The sequence below is a fragment of the Deltaproteobacteria bacterium genome (assembly GCA_016875395.1).
Taxonomy (GTDB): domain Bacteria; phylum Myxococcota_A; class UBA9160; order UBA9160; family UBA6930; genus VGRF01.
Map to the genome: position 1 here is coordinate 37,001 of VGRF01000031.1, position 14,254 is coordinate 51,254.

A 14,254-nucleotide genomic window follows, 5' to 3' on the forward strand; every position below is an offset into this window, starting at 1 on the left:
CGCGGATGAGCGACGAGATCCTCTACGAAGTCGCCGATCCCGTCGCGACGATTCGCCTGAATCGCCCCGACAAGCTGAACGCGCTCACCTACCCGATGCTGCGCGCGCTGCGCGCCGCGGTGGACGACGCGGCGGCCGACCCGCGCGTGGTCGGCATCGTGATCACGGGCAACGGCCGCGGCTTCTGCGCGGGGCTCGATGCGAGCGTGCTCGCGGCGACGTCGTCGCAGGGCAGCGCCGCGCGCACGAGCGTCGCCGAGGGCGAGCTGCCGGGGCTCGTGAGCTACCTGCTGCGCGTGCCGAAGCCGGTGATCGCGGCGGTGAACGGCCCCGCCGCGGGCGGCGGCTTCGTGCTCGCGTGCATGAGCGACGTGCGCTTCGCCTCGACCGAGGCGTCGTTCACCACGGTTTTTTCGAAGCGTGGCCTGATCTCGGAGCACGGGACGAGTTGGATTCTGCCGCGCTTGTTAGGGGCGGGCCGCGCGCTCGAGCTGCTGTGGAGCTCGCGCAAGGTGAGTGCGGAGGAGGCGCTGCGCATCGGGCTCGTCGAGTTCGTGACGCCGCCCGCGGAGCTGGTCGAGCGCGCGCAGGCGTTCGTGCGCGAGCTCGCCGCGAACGTGTCGCCCGGCTCGCTGCGCGAGACGAAGCGGCTGGTGTACGACCATCTCGGGATGGGCGTCGAGCCCGCGCTGCACGATGCGGACGCCGCGCAGTGGCGTGCGCTCGATCGCCCCGACGCGCTCGAAGGCGCGCAGTCGTATCTCGAGAAGCGGCCGCCAAAGTTTGCGCGGATTCCGGAGAAGAAGTGATGGGCGCGTACGAGACGATTCTTTTCGAAGCGAAGGACGGCGTCGGCACGCTCACGCTGAATCGCCCCGAGCGCCTCAACGCGATGACGAATCGCATGGTGCGCGAGACGACCGCGGCGCTGCGCGAGATCGCGCGCGACGCGAGCGTGCGCGTGCTCGTGCTGACGGGCGCAGGCCGCGGCTTCTGCCCCGGCGCGGACCTGAATCACTTCACGTCGGGGGAGGCAGCCCACGACGAAGCGATCGGCGAAACCGACTTCGAGGCGGCGCTGCTGATGCACGAGATGCCGCAGGTGACCCTCGCCGCGATCAACGGCGCCTGCGCAGGGGCAGGCTTCGGCTGGGCGTGCGCGTGCGATCTGCGCGTGGCGGCGGAGTCGGCGACGCTGAACAGCGCGTTCCTGCGGGTTGCCTCCGCGGGCGACATGGCGGGGCCGTGGTCGCTGCCGCGCATCGTCGGCGCCGCGAAGGCGCGCGAGCTGTACTTCCTACCCAACAAGTTCCCTGCGGCGGAAGCGCTCCGCATCGGGCTCGTGGCGCGCGTGTTCCCCGACGCGAGCTTCCGCAGCGAGGTCGCGGCGATCGCAGGCGAGCTCGCGAGCGCGTCGCCGGCGGCGCTGCGCGGCATGAAGGCGAACTTCGTCGATGCGGAGAAGCTCGGGCTCGCGGACTATCTGCGGCTCGAATCGCGGCGGCACCAACAGATCATGTCGGGCCCCGACTCGAAGGAGGCGTTCCGCGCGTTCCTCGAGAAGCGTAAGCCCGACTTCACGCGAGGAGGCAAGTCATGACGCTCTGGGTTCGGCAGATCGCGCTCGTCGCACACGACCGCGACAAGGTGGTGGAAGACTTCCGCGCGGTGCTCGGACTCGAGGTCGGCTTCGTCGATCCCGGCGTCGGCCAGTTCGGCTTGCACAACGCGCTGCTTCCCGTCGGCGGGCAGTTCATCGAGATCGTGGCGCCGGTGAAGGACGGCACCACGGCGGGCCGCTACCTCGAGCGGCGGCGCGGCGACGGCGGCTACATGGTGATCCTGCAGTGCAGCGATCACGCGCCCGTGAAGAAGCGCGCCGCCGATCTCGCGCTTCGCAAGGTGCTCGAGTTCGACGAGCACGCCTACTCGTGCATGCAGTTTCATCCGCGCGATACCGGGGGCTCGTTCCTCGAAGTCGACTGCCATCGCGGCAGCACGCCGCCGTACGGGCCGTGGTCTCCGGCGGGCAAGCGCTGGCGAGACGCGGTGCGCACCGAGCGCGTGTTCGGCATCGCCGGGGCGGAAGTGCAGGGCCCCGAGCCCGCGAAGCTCGCGGCGCGCTGGAGCGAGATCCTCGAGCTGCCCGTAACAAGCGAGGCCGGCGTGCCCACACTCACGCTCGCGAACGGCACGATCCGCTTCGTGCGCGACGCCGATGGCCGCGGCGAGGGTCTCGGCGGCATCGACCTGATCGCCGCGGATCGCGCGCGCGTGCTCGTCGCGGCGCGCGACCGCGGCGTGCTCGGCGACGGCGACGTGATCGGCATCTGCGGGATGCGCGTGCGGCTGGTGTGATGGAACCGCTCGCGCTCCCCATAACAACCGAGACGCTCGCGACCGCAGCACTGATGTTCTGGGGCTTCGTGCTCGCGATGTTCCTCGGCGCGCGCTTTTTGCCCGGCATCGAGCGCATGGGCTACCCGCAGCCCGACGGCACGCGGAAGCCCTACACGCTGACGGGCATGACGCTGTTCTTCCTGAGCCACATCGTCGCCGCGGTCGCGGTGCTCGGGTTCGACGTGTCGCTGGCGCCGATCGCGCGCCACTTCTGGCCGCTGCTCGTGGTCGCGCTCGCGTCGTCGACGCTCATCACGCTCGCGCTGCTCGCGTGGGGGCGCCGCGCGGGGCCCGTCTGCCGCAGCCCCGAGAGCACCACGCTCCCGCTGCCCGAGAGCGTGAAGACGTTCTGGTTCGGCAACGAGTGCAACCCCGAGTGGTTCGGCGTCGACCTGAAGATGTTCTTCTATCACCCCTCGCTGATCGGCGCGTACGCGATGAGCGTGTCGTTCGCGTTCGCGCAGTGGGAGCGTCACGGCGTCGTCACGCCGCAGATGCTGTGCCTGTGCTTCTTCTGGTTCACCTACGTGTTCAGCCACTACGTGAAAGAAGAGTTCATGCTCTCCACCTGGGACGTGATGGCCGAGAACTTCGGCTTCATGCTCGTGTGGGGTGACCTCACGTACGTGCCGTTCCTGTACTCGCTGCCCGCGTGGTGGATGGTCGACGCGACCGCGCCGTTCGGAACCGGCGCGCTCGTCGCTCTCGTCGCGTTCCACTTCGCGGCGCTCATGGTGTTCCGCCAGTCGAACTGGCAGAAGGAGCGCTTCAAGCAGAACCCGAGCGCGCCGATTTGGGGGAGGCCGCCGCGCGTCGTGGGCGGGAAGCTGCTCGCGAGTGGTTATTGGGGAATCGGGCGCAAGATCAACTACACGGGCGAGATCCTCGTGTATGTCTCGTTCGCGCTGTGCGCGGGCCTCTCCTCGCCGGGGCCGTTCTTGCTGCCGCTCGCGCTGCTGGCGCTGCTCACGCACCGCGCGCACCGCGACGACAAGCGCTGCCGCGAGAAGTACGGGGCGCTGTGGACGGAGTACGGGCAGATCGCGACGTGGCGCGTGATTCCGGGGATCTACTGACGCGCATCGCGTGACGCTCTGACAGCCGCTGGTCGGTAAACCAACCTTCGGGGTGACGACTCGTCCTGCCTCGACATCCTTCCTCGCGAAGGAGAATCCCATGCAGATCGACAGGGTGTACGAGATCGCGATTCCGGTGCGAGACCTGCCGCGCGCGGAGAAGTTCTACCGCGAGGTGCTCGGCTTCGAGGTGGGCCTGCGCGACGAGCGGCGGCCCTGGGTGTTTCTGCGCATCGGCGGCAGCGGGGGAATGATCGTGTTGCAGGAGACCCCGGCGGAGTTCGCGCCGCTGCACTTCGCGTTCACGGTCGCGCGCGACGTGATTGGGGCGCTCGCGCAAGAGCTGAAGACCCGCGGCGTCGCAGCGAGCGGGCCGCACTTCCACGCCTGGATGCCTGCGCAATCGGTGTACTTCGCGGACCCCGACGGCCACGCGCTCGAGCTGTGCGCGCCGGGTGAGGCGCCGTAGGCCCGCGCGCTAGTTCCGCGCTCCCGCCCAGCGTCCGTCCTTCATCACGCGCAGCCGCGAGCGCTCTTGCAGGACGCGCACGTCTGCGAGCGGATCGCCGTCGACGACGACGAGATCCGCGAATGAGCCGGGCGCGAGCGTGCCGACGCGGCCGCGCGGATCGAAGGCGAGGCCGCCGTTGCGCGTCGCGCACAGCAGCGCCTCGGAGGGTCTCATCGAGAACAGCTCGACGAAGTACTCGAGGTCGCGGGCGTAGGTGCCGTGCGGCGCGATGCTGATTCCATAATCACCGCCGACCACGAGCCGCACTTCGGCGCGACGCAGCTTCGCCACGGTCGCGATCGTCGCCTCGACTTCAGCCGCGTAGCCCTGCGCGCGAATCGTCTCCTTCGAGACGCCGAGGCTCTCGTGCTGCGCGAGGTACTGCACCTCCCATGCGATCGCGGGGCCCACGAACACGCGCTCGCGATTCGCCGCGAGCAGCTCCACCGCTTCGTCGTCGAGATAGTTCGCGTGGCCGATCAGGTCGACGCCAGCGCGCACGGCTTGCTTCACCGCCGCGGCCGAGCGCGCGTGGCACGCGACGCGCATGCGGCGCCGGTGCGCCTCGTCGACGATCGCAGCGACTTCCTCGTCGCAGAACGAGAGCTCGCCGGGCGGGCAGGTGGGATTGATCGCCTCGCCGTCGATGAAGATCTTCACGATGTCGACGCGCGCGCGGCGCTGCTCGCGGACGGCTTGGCGCAGCGCCCACGGGCCGTCGGCGATTTGGCTGAGACCGCCCTTGTTATCGACGTTGCTCGCGGTCGCGCCCAGATCGCGGCCCGCGGCGAGCAGGCGCGGGCCCTCGATGCGGCCCGCGTTGATCGCGTCGCGCAGAGCGACGTCGATGGCGTAGGTCGAGCCGAAGCTCACCGCGGAGGTGAAGCCCGCGCCGAGCATCAGGCCCGCGTTGCGCACGGCGGTGATCGTCGACTCCTCCACGGGCGTCTGTCCGAGCGCGAACGGGCTCGCATCGGCGAAGGAGAGGTGCGCGTGCGTCTCGGTCATGCCGGGCATCACGAACTGCCCGCGCACGTCGACCTGCTCCGCATTCGGCGGCACGGCCGGGAGCCCGCTCTGCGCGCCCGCGTAGCGGATCGTGTTGCCCGAGATCCACACCGCGCCGTCCGGGATCGCGCGCTCGTCCAGCGCGGTGAACAGCTTGGCGTGTGAGAGGACGATGTCGCGTGCGCTCATGCCGAGGCTCCGTTGTCAGGCGTCGCGTCGCCTCGCCTGCTCAGTCTGCGAAGAACTTCGTCTTCTTCTCGCCATTCGGGCCGTACACCGGCTCGCCACGCTCGACGAGATACGCCTGGTTGATGCTCTCGAGAATGCCTGCGCTGCCGAGCACCTCGACCATCTTCGCGTAGTTCGGGTGCTTGAAGTGCGCGGCGAGGCTGTCGCCGTCGTCCCACAGCTCGTAGACCTGGATGCGCGTCGGCACCGACGGATCGGCAGCGAAGCAGTAGTCGCGACAGCCCTTCTCCTCTTGGCGCGTGGCGAGCTGCACGGGCGCGGTCAGCGCGACGGCGCGGTCGCGATCGGCCTGGGTGGCGAAACGAAGTGCGGCGACGACGATGATCACGAGTGCTCCTAGTTGTTACGGGGATCGGGTCCAGCGGCGATGGCACGGGCCCTCGGGTCCGCGCTTCGCGCCGGCGTGCTCGGGGTAGACGGTGGCGGTGTAGAGATCGCCATGCGCATCCATCGCGAGCTGGTGGATGTAGATCGCGAGATTCTCGACGCGCTGCACGACCTCGCCCGTCTCTTCGTCGAGGATCGCGAGGTGGCTCGCCTTGTCGCTCGCGTAGATGCGCTTCCCGTACGTCGCGAGGCTGAGCGGCGTGATGTGCGTCCACTCGCCGAGGTACTTGCCCTCGGGATCGAGGCGCTGGATGCGGTGCTTGCTGCCGGGCGGCACCACGCTGCGGTGCTCGGCGAGCTGGCCCTTCACCGTCATGTAGTCGTGGAAGTTCCCGCCGCAGAGATCCGCGACGAGGATGTTCCCGCGCGAGTCCTGTGTGATGGCGTGGGGCGTGTGGAACTGCGCCGGTCCGCGACCCCAGCCGCCCACCTGCTTGATGAACTCGCCCTTCGGCGTGAACCACACGAGCCGCGAGTTCCAATAGCCATCGGCGACGACGATGTTCCCGTTCGCCTGCACGAGCACGGCGGTGGGGCCGTTGAAGTGCTTGTCGTCCTCGCCCCACTTCCCGAACGTGCCGAGCTCCAACAACACATCGCCGGCGGGGGTGTACTTGCGCACGCAGTGGCCGTCGCGGTCGGTGGTCCAGAAGTTGCCGTCGCGCTCGATGTAGATCGTGTGCGCGCCGAGGGCGAAGCCGCGCTCGTCGGACTTGCCCCACTTGCCGAGGTAGTTCCCCGCGCGGTCGAACATCGAGACGCTGCTCTTCCCCATTTTTTCCTTCATCGCGAGGGGATGTGCGGCCCAGTGCTCGATGTCGCGCGTGAAGAGGTAGATCACGCCCGCCGCGTCGACGGCCACGCCCGAGCCCATCTCGAAGTGCATGCCGGGCGGGTAGTGCGGCCAGCCCTCCACCAGGCGGTATCCCGCCCGCGGATCTGCGGTTTGCGTGCGATCGCTGACGTCGTGGGAGACGCACATGCGCGGCCTCGGTTCGGCGGGGGAAGCGCGAGCATGCAGAAGTACGCCGCACGCGGGCAACTGCGCAGTGCGAGGCCCGGCTGTGCGCTCGCAGGCGCGCTCACGCCGAACCCCGCGCTCACGCTCTGCGCAGTCGGGTGCGAGACTCGCGCCCATGCGCATCACACCGGGCGACTTCGACGATCCGCGCGTGCTCGAGTTGTTACGGCTGCATCTCGCGGGCATGCACGAGAGCTCGCCGCCCGGGAGCGTCTACGCGCTCGACTTGTCGGGGCTGAAGTCGCCGGACGTGAGCTTCTTCGCGGCATGGGAAGACGCCGCGCTGGTCGGGATGGGTGCGCTCAAGGAGCTGGCGTCGGCGCACGGCGAGCTGAAGTCGATGCGCACGCATCCCGCGCATCTGCGCCGCGGCGTGGCCGCGCGCATCCTCGAGCACCTGATCGCGCTCGCACGCGAGCGCGGCTACCGGCGCGTGAGCCTCGAGACCGGCACCGGCCCCGCGTTCGAGCCCGCGCTCGCGCTCTACCGCCGCCGCGGCTTCGCATTCGGCGAGAAGTTCGGCGACTACGAGGCGAGCGCGTTCAACGTCTTCATGCACCTCGAGCTCTGAGGACAACGCGCCGCGGCTGTCGCATCGTCTCGCGAACTCCGAGGAGATGGCGATGACCGAGTACACCCCGCCGCGCGTCTGGACCTGGAACACCGACAAGGACGGCGGGCGCTTCGCGAAGATCAACCGCCCGATCGCCGGTGCGACACACGAGAAAGTGTTGCCGGTCGGGAAGCACCCGCTGCAGCTCTACTCATTGGGGACGCCGAACGGCGTGAAGGTCACCGTGATGCTCGAGGAGTTGCTCGCGCTCGGGCACGCGGGCGCCGAGTACGACGCGTGGCTGATCAACATCGGCGAGGGCAACCAGTTCGGCAGCGGATTCGTCGCGGTGAACCCGAACTCGAAGATTCCCGCGCTGCTCGATCGCAGCGGCGCGCAGCCGGTGCGCGTGTTCGAGTCCGCCGCGATCGTGCTCTACCTCGCCGAGAAGTTCGGCGCGCTCGTGCCGCGCGAGCTCTCGAAGCGCGCCGAGTGTTACTCGTGGCTGTTCTGGCAAATGGGCTCAGCGCCGTATCTCGGCGGCGGCTTCGGCCACTTCTATGCCTACGCGCCGATGAAGATCGAGTACGCGATCGACCGCTTCACGATGGAGACCAAGCGGCAGCTCGACGTGCTCGACCGGCGCCTCGCCGAGAGCGAGTACATCGCGGGCCCCGAGTACACGATCGCCGACATCGCGATCTGGCCGTGGTACGGCGCGCTCGCGAAGGGCTTGCTGTACAACGCGGGCGAGTTCCTCGACGTCGAGTCGTACAAGCACGTGCAGCGCTGGACCGCGGCGATCGCGAAGCGCCCCGCGGTGCTGCGCGGGCAGCGCGTGAATCGCTCGTGGGGGAATGACGCGCTCCCGGAGAGGCACGACGCGAAGGACTTCGAGGCGAAGCTGGAGTAGGCGGGGCGACTGGAAGAGCTGCTCTCCGTTCTCTCTCGTTCGACCGGCAGCAGGATCACCACGCGATCGGCTTGCCGGCCCAATCGAGGAATCTTCCGCTGTCTTCCGGCTCGAGCGATTGCACCACGCTCCAGAGCTGCGACGCCGCCTTGCGCGGCGGGAACACGCGATCGGGATCGATGCCGGCGCGGTACGGCGCCGAGAGATTCGTCGCGACGGTTCCGGGGTGCAGCGCGACACAGATCAGCCGAGGTGCGCGGCGCCGCGTCTCGATGGCGAGCGTGCGCGTGAACATGTTCTGCGCCGCCTTCGAAGCGCGGTACGCGTACCAGCCGCCGAGCCGATTGTCCTCGATGCTTCCGACCCGCGCAGAGAGATTGGCGAGCACCGACCGCTCGCCGTGCGCGAGCAGCGCGAGAAAGTGCTTCGCGACCAGCAGCGGACCGAACGCGTTCACGGCGAACGCGCGCGCGAGGTGCGCTGGGTCGACGTCCTCGAGGCGCTTCTCGGGCCGCACGGGGGCGTCGTGAAGGACGCCCGCGCAGTTGAAGAGCCAATGCAGGCGCGGAGTCCGCTCGCCGATCTGGCGAGCCGCCGCGCGGATCGAGTCCTCGGCGGTGACGTCGAGCGGCTCGCAGACCAAGCGGTCGCCGTGCCGCGCGCGAAGTGCAGCGAGGCCCTCGCTGTGCACCGGATTGCGGCTGGTCGCGAACACGCGCTGGACGTCGCTCGCCTCGAGCAGCGTCTCGACGAGCGCGAGGCCGATGCCGCGGCTCGCGCCCTGAACCATCGCGATGCGTGCGTCTGCAGCGCTCATGTACCGACTCCTTCGATCTGAAGCGACGCAGCCGCCCGCCCGCGCGCCGAAGCCGTCTGCCCGAAACTCACTCCGCAGGCGCGCGTCGGCTTCGCGGGCTGCGGCCTACAACTGACCCAGCCGCAGCCTCGCGACCACTTCACGGGCACGCTCCCGCACCGCCTTCGCATCCCGCAGCTTCTGCGCCGAGCGCACCTGCGTGGACATGCGCGGATTCTTCACGAAGCGATCGGCGTGGCGGAGCAGGAAGTCCCAGTACAGCGTGGTGAACGGGCACGCGTCCTCGCCGACTCGCTTGCTGCGATCGAACGCGCAGCCCGCGCAGTAGTCGCTCATGCGATCGATGTACGCGCCGCCAGCGGCGTACGGCTTCGAGGCCATCTTGCCGCCGTCGGCGTGCAGGGACATGCCGATCACGTTCGGCACCATCACCCACTCCGCGGAGTCGACGAACGAGTCCCACATCCAGCGCGTGAACTGCTGCGGGTCGACGCCCGCGATCAGCGCCAGGTTGCCGAGCACCATGAGCCGCGGAATGTGATGAACCCAGCCGCGGGTCTGCAGGTCGCGCAGCACGCCGCCGACGCAGCGCATCGACGTTTGAGCTGCGCCTGTGAAGAGCGGAGGCAAGTCGAGGTCGGCATCGAGCGCGTTGAGCGACGCGTAATCGGGCATCCAGCGCCAGTAGAGATTCCACACGTACTCGCGCCAGCCGATCACTTGGCGGATGAAGCCCTCTGCGGAGTTGATCGGCACGCGACCGGCGCGGAACTCCTTCTCCACGCGGTCGCAGACTTCGCCGGGCAATAACAACCCCAGATTGAGATACGGCGACAGCACCGAGTGCGCGAGATGCCAGTTCTTCGCGAGCATCGCGTCTTCGTGCGGCCCGAACATCGGCAATGCGCGAGTGACGAAGAACTCGAGCCGCTCCAGCGCCGCCTTGCGCGTGGTCGCCCACGCATTGGCGGGCGTGGGCCAGCGGCCGTGACCGTCCTTGGGGGGTCGCTCGCGGTTCTGTTCGTCGTAGTTCCACTCGCCGCCGGCAGGCTCGTCGCCGTCCATGAGGTAGCCGAGTCGCCGTCGCTGCCAGCGATAGAAGTCCTCCATCCGGAAGGACTTGCGCGTGCTCGCCCAGCTCTGGAAGTCGTCGGGGTGGCAGAGGAACTGGTTGCTCCGCACCGAGTCGCAACCGAGGTCGGCGACGAGCCGCCGCGCGCTCAACGAGTTCGGTTCGGTCACCACGATCCGGCTCGGGGAGTGCGCGGCGCGGTGCGCCTCGACGCCGGCCCGAAAGCTGGGCGCCAACTGGTGGTCGACCTCGAAGCCATCGGCGCGCAGATCGGCGACGAAATCCGCGATGGCGCGCGTGATCAGCGCGACGCGCGCCGGGTGCCACGGACGAGAAGCGATCTTGCTGGCCGCGGTCACCAGCAACACGCGATGCGTTGCGGGCGCCGCCGTCGCCAGCGCGCCGATCGCGCGATTCAGTTGGTCGCCGAACACCCAAACCGTCTCGCGCTTCGCCACGACGGCGCGGCGCCTGCGAGCGCCGCTCAAGGCGAGGCGCCGGCGCGGGCGCAGCCTGCGTTCGACGGGCGACCGCAGCGCCGCGGGTTCGAGGCGCGCGCTGATGCGCAGGGAATCACAGCAACCCGAGCGCGGCGTACGAGTCGCCCGTCGCCCGCAGCGTCTCGTCGACGCCGCGCGGCGCGAGGCCGAGCTCTTGCTTCGCGAGGACGCAATAGGCGCGGGGCGAGTCGTACGTCTTTTGCGTGGGCTCGTCGTCCGTCATCTCCTCGCCGCCAATCTCCTTGAGCGCGGGGAAGAGTGCGCGCAGCTTCGCTTGCAGCTGCCACGTGAACAGCTCGCCCGAGCGATCCGCGGCGGAGAGGATGTATCGCGAGCCGTTGCGGGAGACGGTGCTCTCCGCGGCGAGGCGATGCGCGCGTGCGACGTCGCGCACGTCCACCACGTTCCACAGCATGCGCCCGCCCTTCTTCGCCTTGAACGGGCTGCCTTGCAGCATGAAGCGCACGCAGTTCTGCCAGCTCCACGGCTGGTCGTGGTTCGCGCTCATCAGGGGACCGAGCACGTGCAGCGGCAGGATCGCCATCGCTTCGAAGCGCCCGCTCGCGCGCGCGGCGTCGTAGATCATCCGCTCGGTGTTTGCTTTCGCCATCGCGTACGCGATGTCGCGGCTCTTCGGGATGCTCTCCGCCGTCCACGCGCCGCGATATCCGTCGGGGTTGTCTCCGCACCAATCCTTCTCGGTGAACACGTAGCCCTCGGGTCGCGGGTGCCCGACCGCGGCGAACGAGCTCGTGAACACGAAGCGCCGCACCGTGCCGGCGCGCGCGACCGACTCGAGCACGTGCGCGTTCTCGGTGAAGCAGCCGTCGTAGACTTGTTGCGGCGTCTCGCGGTTGAAGCCGACGGCGGCGCCTGCGTGGATCACGGCGCCGCAGCCGGCGAACGCCGCGTCGTAGCTGCCGCGCGAGAAGAGATCGCCCGCGTGGAGCGAAACGCTGCCGCGCAGGTTCATCTCGTTCAGCGCGAGCAGATGCGCCGTCTTCGGGGCGCTCGACGGGTCCCGCACGCACGCGCGCACCGCGTAGCCTTGCTCCACGAGGTCGCGCACGATCCACGAGCCGATGTACCCGCTCGCGCCCGTGACTGCGAGGGGGCCGTGCGCGGGCGAGATGGCGAAGGCGTGCGGCATTGCGTTGCTCCTGCGCGCAGGCGCGGGGCTGTGTAGCGCGTTGCGGACGCCGCACTGCACGGTCACCCGCGGCGCGGCCCAGCAGCACGAAGTCGACGCCGTCGCTCAGCAGCGCAGCGAGAGCCAGTCCACTCACGTGCGCCTGGAGCCGATGGCCGGATTCGAACCGGCGACCTGCTGATTACGAAAGTTGTTAGGCGGGTTGCGATGTGCTGCGACGGACTGCGGCCCGTTGCTCCAAGTGCGCGAATTCTCTGCTGAAGCCGTGAATCTCCCGCTCCGACGGCATGCGCGGTGATAGCCTCGATTTCGCTTCCAACTGCTTCCCCCGTGCTTCCCCGGCGCTCGCGGTCGCGAGAGTTGTTATGGAGAACGCGGCTGCTGAAGCCGGAACGCGAGGAACCGCGTGGCGACTCTCACGAAGCGCGTGATCGATGCGATCCAGCCGAGTGAGCGTGAGCAGTTCATCTAAGACGACGCGCTCGCGGGCTTCGGAGTGCGCGTGAAGCCCTCGGGCGTGTGCACGTACATCGTGCAGTACCGAAACGCGCACGGGCGCACGCGGCGTCACGCGCTCGGCCGGCACGGCGCGCTCACGCCCGACGCGGCACGGAAGCTGGCGCGCCAGGTGCTTGGGCAGATCGCCGGCGGTGCCGACCCCGCGGCGGAGAGGAAGGCGCAGGAGAAGTCCTCACGCTCTTGCAGTTCGCTGAGCGCTACATGAGCGAGCACGCGCTCGTGAAGAAGAAGGCGTCGTCCGCGCGCTCGGATGAGCTCACGCTGCGCCTCTACATCCTCCCGAGGCTCGGCGCGCTGCCGCTCGCGGCTATCGCGCGCCCCGATGTCGCGCGCCTCCATCACGAACTGCGCGACAAGCCGACAACCGGGAACCGGGTCGTCGCGCTGCTCTCGAAGATGATGAATCTCGCCGAGCTGTGGGGAATCCGGCCGGATCACACGAACCCGTGCCGTCACATCCGCCACTACCCGGAGTCGCGCCGGCGCCGCTTCCTCTCGGGCGACGAGCTCGCGCGTCTCGGCCATGCGCTAGAGCACGGCGAGGCGCTCGGTCTCGCGGATAAGCCCGCGCTCGACGCGATTCGCCTGCTGCTCCTCACCGGCGCGCGCTGCGGCGAGATTCTCAACCTGCGTTGGGAGCACGTCGACCGTGAGCGCTGGGTGCTGAGCCTGCCCGACTCGAAGGCCGGCGCGAAGGAGATTCCGGTCGGTCGCGCCGCGCAGGTCGTGCTGAAGAACATCGAGCGCACGACTTCGCCTTGGGTGATTCCGGGCCGCGATCCGCGCGCGGCGCTCGTGAACCTCAACAAGGCGTGGCGGCGGATTCGCAAGCACGCCGAGATCGAGGATGTTCGCCTGCACGATCTGAGGCGCACGGCGGCGAGCGCGGGCGCTTCGGTCGGGCTCAGCCTCGAAACCGTCGGCCAGATTCTCGGCCACACGCAGGCCGCGACGACGAAGCGCTATGCGTTCCTGTTCGACGACGCGAAGCGCGAGGCCGCGGACCTCATGAGCGCGCGGCTCGCGGACGCGCTGAAGGCGAGGCCGGCGCTGCGGGTGGTTCTAAGCAGGAGCTGAAGCCGGCGCTGGTGCACCCGATCCGCCGAAGTGGTGCGTTTCAGCGAACTGCGGCGGACCGGATGCACCGTGAGGGCTTCCCGCGGAAGCCGTTCCCCGCAGGGTTAAATTAGGCATCGCTCTATTTAAGAGATCGACCTCCTGCTTAAATAGCGCCGGGCCGATCGAAAGATCTCTTCACAAGGAGGCCGGGATGCTCCGCGGCGCCACCGGAGAATGGGCCGTGACCCGGACTGGCGACGAGGTCGTCCGCGCATTCGTTCCCAGGGCGCTCCCTCCGGTTCCGCCGCTCGAAGTCGACGCGAGTCTCCAGGCTGTCCTCGACAGCGCACTCGTCGCGCTCGGTCGCCTCGACAGCGTGAGCGCGCTGCTGCCGGACCCCGCGCTCTTTCTCTACGCGTACGTCCGCAAGGAGGCCGTGCTCTCCTCGCAGATCGAGGGCACGCAGTCGTCGCTGTCGGACCTCCTTCTGTTCGAGATCGATGAAGCGCCTGGCGTGCCGCTCGACGACGTGGTCGAGGTTTCGAGCTATGTCGCCGCGCTCGAGCACGGGATCAAGCGGCTGCGCGAGGGCTTCCCGCTCTCGAACCGATTGCTGCGAGAAATCCACGGCGTGCTCCTCGCCAAGGGCCGAGGTGCGGACAAGCAGCCGGGTGAGTTCCGCCGCTCGCAGAACTGGATCGGCGGAACGCTGCCCGGCAACGCGACCTACGTGCCGCCGCCGCCCGATCGTTTCGAGGCGTGCATGGCGGAGCTCGAGCGCTTCCTGTACGACGACCCGGTGCGCGTGCCGGTGCTGCTGAAGGCAGCGCTCGCTCACGCGCAGTTCGAGACGATCCACCCGTTTCTCGACGGCAACGGCAGAGTCGGGCGACTCCTGATCACGCTGCTCCTGCACCACGACGGCGTGCTCAGCGAGCCGCTTCTCTACGTCAGCCTCTACCTGAAGAAACACCGCGCGGCGTACTACGAGCACCTTCAGCGCGTGCGAACGGACGGTG

At 69.0% G+C, this 14,254-nt stretch carries 16 protein-coding genes; 10 read left to right on the top strand and 6 right to left on the bottom strand.

Features of this window, described 5'->3' with window-relative positions; genetic code table 11:
• The first annotated feature begins 5 nt into the window (after window positions 1-5).
• The 5 genes from FJ091_18795 (at window position 6) to FJ091_18815 (ending at window position 3,945) form a co-directional block, all read left to right on the top strand.
• Window positions 6-809 carry an enoyl-CoA hydratase/isomerase family protein gene (locus tag FJ091_18795; GenBank protein ID MBM4385407.1) on the top strand — a complete coding sequence of 268 codons (804 nt, stop codon included), beginning with the start codon at window positions 6-8 and terminating at the stop codon, window positions 807-809.
• On the top strand, window positions 809-1,600 hold the full coding sequence (locus tag FJ091_18800) for an enoyl-CoA hydratase/isomerase family protein (GenBank protein MBM4385408.1): 792 nt from the start codon (window positions 809-811) through the stop codon (window positions 1,598-1,600). The genes FJ091_18795 and FJ091_18800 overlap by 1 nt, the downstream gene beginning before the upstream one ends.
• Window positions 1,597-2,358 (top strand): VOC family protein, encoded by a 762-nt coding sequence (locus FJ091_18805; GenBank protein ID MBM4385409.1) that lies wholly within the window; start codon window positions 1,597-1,599, stop codon window positions 2,356-2,358. Before FJ091_18800 ends, FJ091_18805 begins: the two co-directional genes overlap by 4 nt.
• Window positions 2,358-3,476, top strand: a complete 1,119-nt coding sequence (locus FJ091_18810; protein MBM4385410.1) for a DUF1295 domain-containing protein — start codon at window positions 2,358-2,360, stop codon at window positions 3,474-3,476. Before FJ091_18805 ends, FJ091_18810 begins: the two co-directional genes overlap by 1 nt.
• A gap of 100 nt (window positions 3,477-3,576) precedes the next feature.
• Window positions 3,577-3,945: a VOC family protein gene (locus FJ091_18815; GenBank protein MBM4385411.1), complete on the top strand. Its 369-nt coding sequence runs from the start codon at window positions 3,577-3,579 to the stop codon at window positions 3,943-3,945.
• A 9-nt stretch (window positions 3,946-3,954) separates the two neighbouring features.
• Here FJ091_18815 and FJ091_18820 read toward each other — a convergent pair whose 3' ends face one another.
• From FJ091_18820 to FJ091_18830, 3 genes are read right to left on the bottom strand one after another with little or no spacing between them, the layout of a single operon-like run.
• Window positions 3,955-5,184, bottom strand: coding sequence for an amidohydrolase family protein (locus FJ091_18820; GenBank protein ID MBM4385412.1), 1,230 nt, complete (start codon window positions 5,182-5,184; stop codon window positions 3,955-3,957).
• 40 nt (window positions 5,185-5,224) lie between these two features.
• Window positions 5,225-5,572: an antibiotic biosynthesis monooxygenase gene (locus FJ091_18825; protein ID MBM4385413.1), complete on the bottom strand. Its 348-nt coding sequence runs from the start codon at window positions 5,570-5,572 to the stop codon at window positions 5,225-5,227.
• A gap of 15 nt (window positions 5,573-5,587) precedes the next feature.
• Window positions 5,588-6,613, bottom strand: a complete 1,026-nt coding sequence (locus FJ091_18830; protein ID MBM4385414.1) for a hypothetical protein — start codon at window positions 6,611-6,613, stop codon at window positions 5,588-5,590.
• A gap of 154 nt (window positions 6,614-6,767) precedes the next feature.
• Between FJ091_18830 and FJ091_18835 the strand changes: the two genes are divergently transcribed.
• A complete protein-coding gene (locus tag FJ091_18835) occupies window positions 6,768-7,223 on the top strand; it encodes a GNAT family N-acetyltransferase (protein ID MBM4385415.1) in 456 nt (151 codons plus the stop codon).
• A gap of 52 nt (window positions 7,224-7,275) precedes the next feature.
• On the top strand, window positions 7,276-8,118 hold the full coding sequence (gene yghU / locus FJ091_18840) for a glutathione-dependent disulfide-bond oxidoreductase (protein MBM4385416.1): 843 nt from the start codon (window positions 7,276-7,278) through the stop codon (window positions 8,116-8,118).
• Window positions 8,119-8,173: 55 nt separating this feature from the next.
• Here the strand turns inward: yghU and FJ091_18845 are convergent, their stop codons facing one another.
• The 3 genes from FJ091_18845 to FJ091_18855 all read right to left on the bottom strand — a co-directional run bounded on the left by FJ091_18845 (window position 8,174) and on the right by FJ091_18855 (window position 11,657).
• Window positions 8,174-8,935 (bottom strand): SDR family oxidoreductase, encoded by a 762-nt coding sequence (locus FJ091_18845; GenBank protein MBM4385417.1) that lies wholly within the window; start codon window positions 8,933-8,935, stop codon window positions 8,174-8,176.
• A 105-nt stretch (window positions 8,936-9,040) separates the two neighbouring features.
• Entirely contained in the window at window positions 9,041-10,465 is a 1,425-nt protein-coding gene (locus FJ091_18850; GenBank protein MBM4385418.1) for a cryptochrome/photolyase family protein, read from the bottom strand.
• Window positions 10,466-10,580: 115 nt separating this feature from the next.
• Window positions 10,581-11,657, bottom strand: coding sequence for an NAD-dependent epimerase/dehydratase family protein (locus tag FJ091_18855; protein ID MBM4385419.1), 1,077 nt, complete (start codon window positions 11,655-11,657; stop codon window positions 10,581-10,583).
• A gap of 502 nt (window positions 11,658-12,159) precedes the next feature.
• On the opposite strand from FJ091_18855, the gene FJ091_18860 reads away from it, so the two are divergent.
• The 3 genes from FJ091_18860 to FJ091_18870 all read left to right on the top strand — a co-directional run.
• Entirely contained in the window at window positions 12,160-12,381 is a 222-nt protein-coding gene (locus FJ091_18860; GenBank protein ID MBM4385420.1) for a DUF4102 domain-containing protein, read from the top strand.
• Window positions 12,378-13,253: a site-specific integrase gene (locus tag FJ091_18865; GenBank protein ID MBM4385421.1), complete on the top strand. Its 876-nt coding sequence runs from the start codon at window positions 12,378-12,380 to the stop codon at window positions 13,251-13,253. Before FJ091_18860 ends, FJ091_18865 begins: the two co-directional genes overlap by 4 nt.
• A gap of 193 nt (window positions 13,254-13,446) precedes the next feature.
• Window positions 13,447-14,254, top strand: an 808-nt coding sequence (locus FJ091_18870; GenBank protein MBM4385422.1) for a Fic family protein, incomplete at its 3' end; no start/stop codon positions are given.

Excerpts from the sequence above, each read along its gene's own strand:
- FJ091_18820 (MBM4385412.1), bottom strand. The coding sequence starts at position 5,184 with ATGAGCGCACGCGACATCGTCCTCTCACACGCCAAGCTGTTCACCGCG.
- FJ091_18810 (MBM4385410.1), top strand. The coding sequence starts at position 2,358 with ATGGAACCGCTCGCGCTCCCCATAACAACCGAGACGCTCGCGACCGCA.
- FJ091_18830 (MBM4385414.1), bottom strand. The coding sequence starts at position 6,613 with ATGTGCGTCTCCCACGACGTCAGCGATCGCACGCAAACCGCAGATCCG.
- FJ091_18815 (MBM4385411.1), top strand. The coding sequence starts at position 3,577 with ATGCAGATCGACAGGGTGTACGAGATCGCGATTCCGGTGCGAGACCTG.
- FJ091_18795 (MBM4385407.1), top strand. The coding sequence starts at position 6 with ATGAGCGACGAGATCCTCTACGAAGTCGCCGATCCCGTCGCGACGATT.
- FJ091_18865 (MBM4385421.1), top strand. The coding sequence starts at position 12,378 with ATGAGCGAGCACGCGCTCGTGAAGAAGAAGGCGTCGTCCGCGCGCTCG.
- FJ091_18800 (MBM4385408.1), top strand. The coding sequence starts at position 809 with ATGGGCGCGTACGAGACGATTCTTTTCGAAGCGAAGGACGGCGTCGGC.
- FJ091_18805 (MBM4385409.1), top strand. The coding sequence starts at position 1,597 with ATGACGCTCTGGGTTCGGCAGATCGCGCTCGTCGCACACGACCGCGAC.
- FJ091_18855 (MBM4385419.1), bottom strand. The coding sequence starts at position 11,657 with ATGCCGCACGCCTTCGCCATCTCGCCCGCGCACGGCCCCCTCGCAGTC.
- FJ091_18835 (MBM4385415.1), top strand. The coding sequence starts at position 6,768 with ATGCGCATCACACCGGGCGACTTCGACGATCCGCGCGTGCTCGAGTTG.
- FJ091_18845 (MBM4385417.1), bottom strand. The coding sequence starts at position 8,935 with ATGAGCGCTGCAGACGCACGCATCGCGATGGTTCAGGGCGCGAGCCGC.
- yghU (MBM4385416.1), top strand. The coding sequence starts at position 7,276 with ATGACCGAGTACACCCCGCCGCGCGTCTGGACCTGGAACACCGACAAG.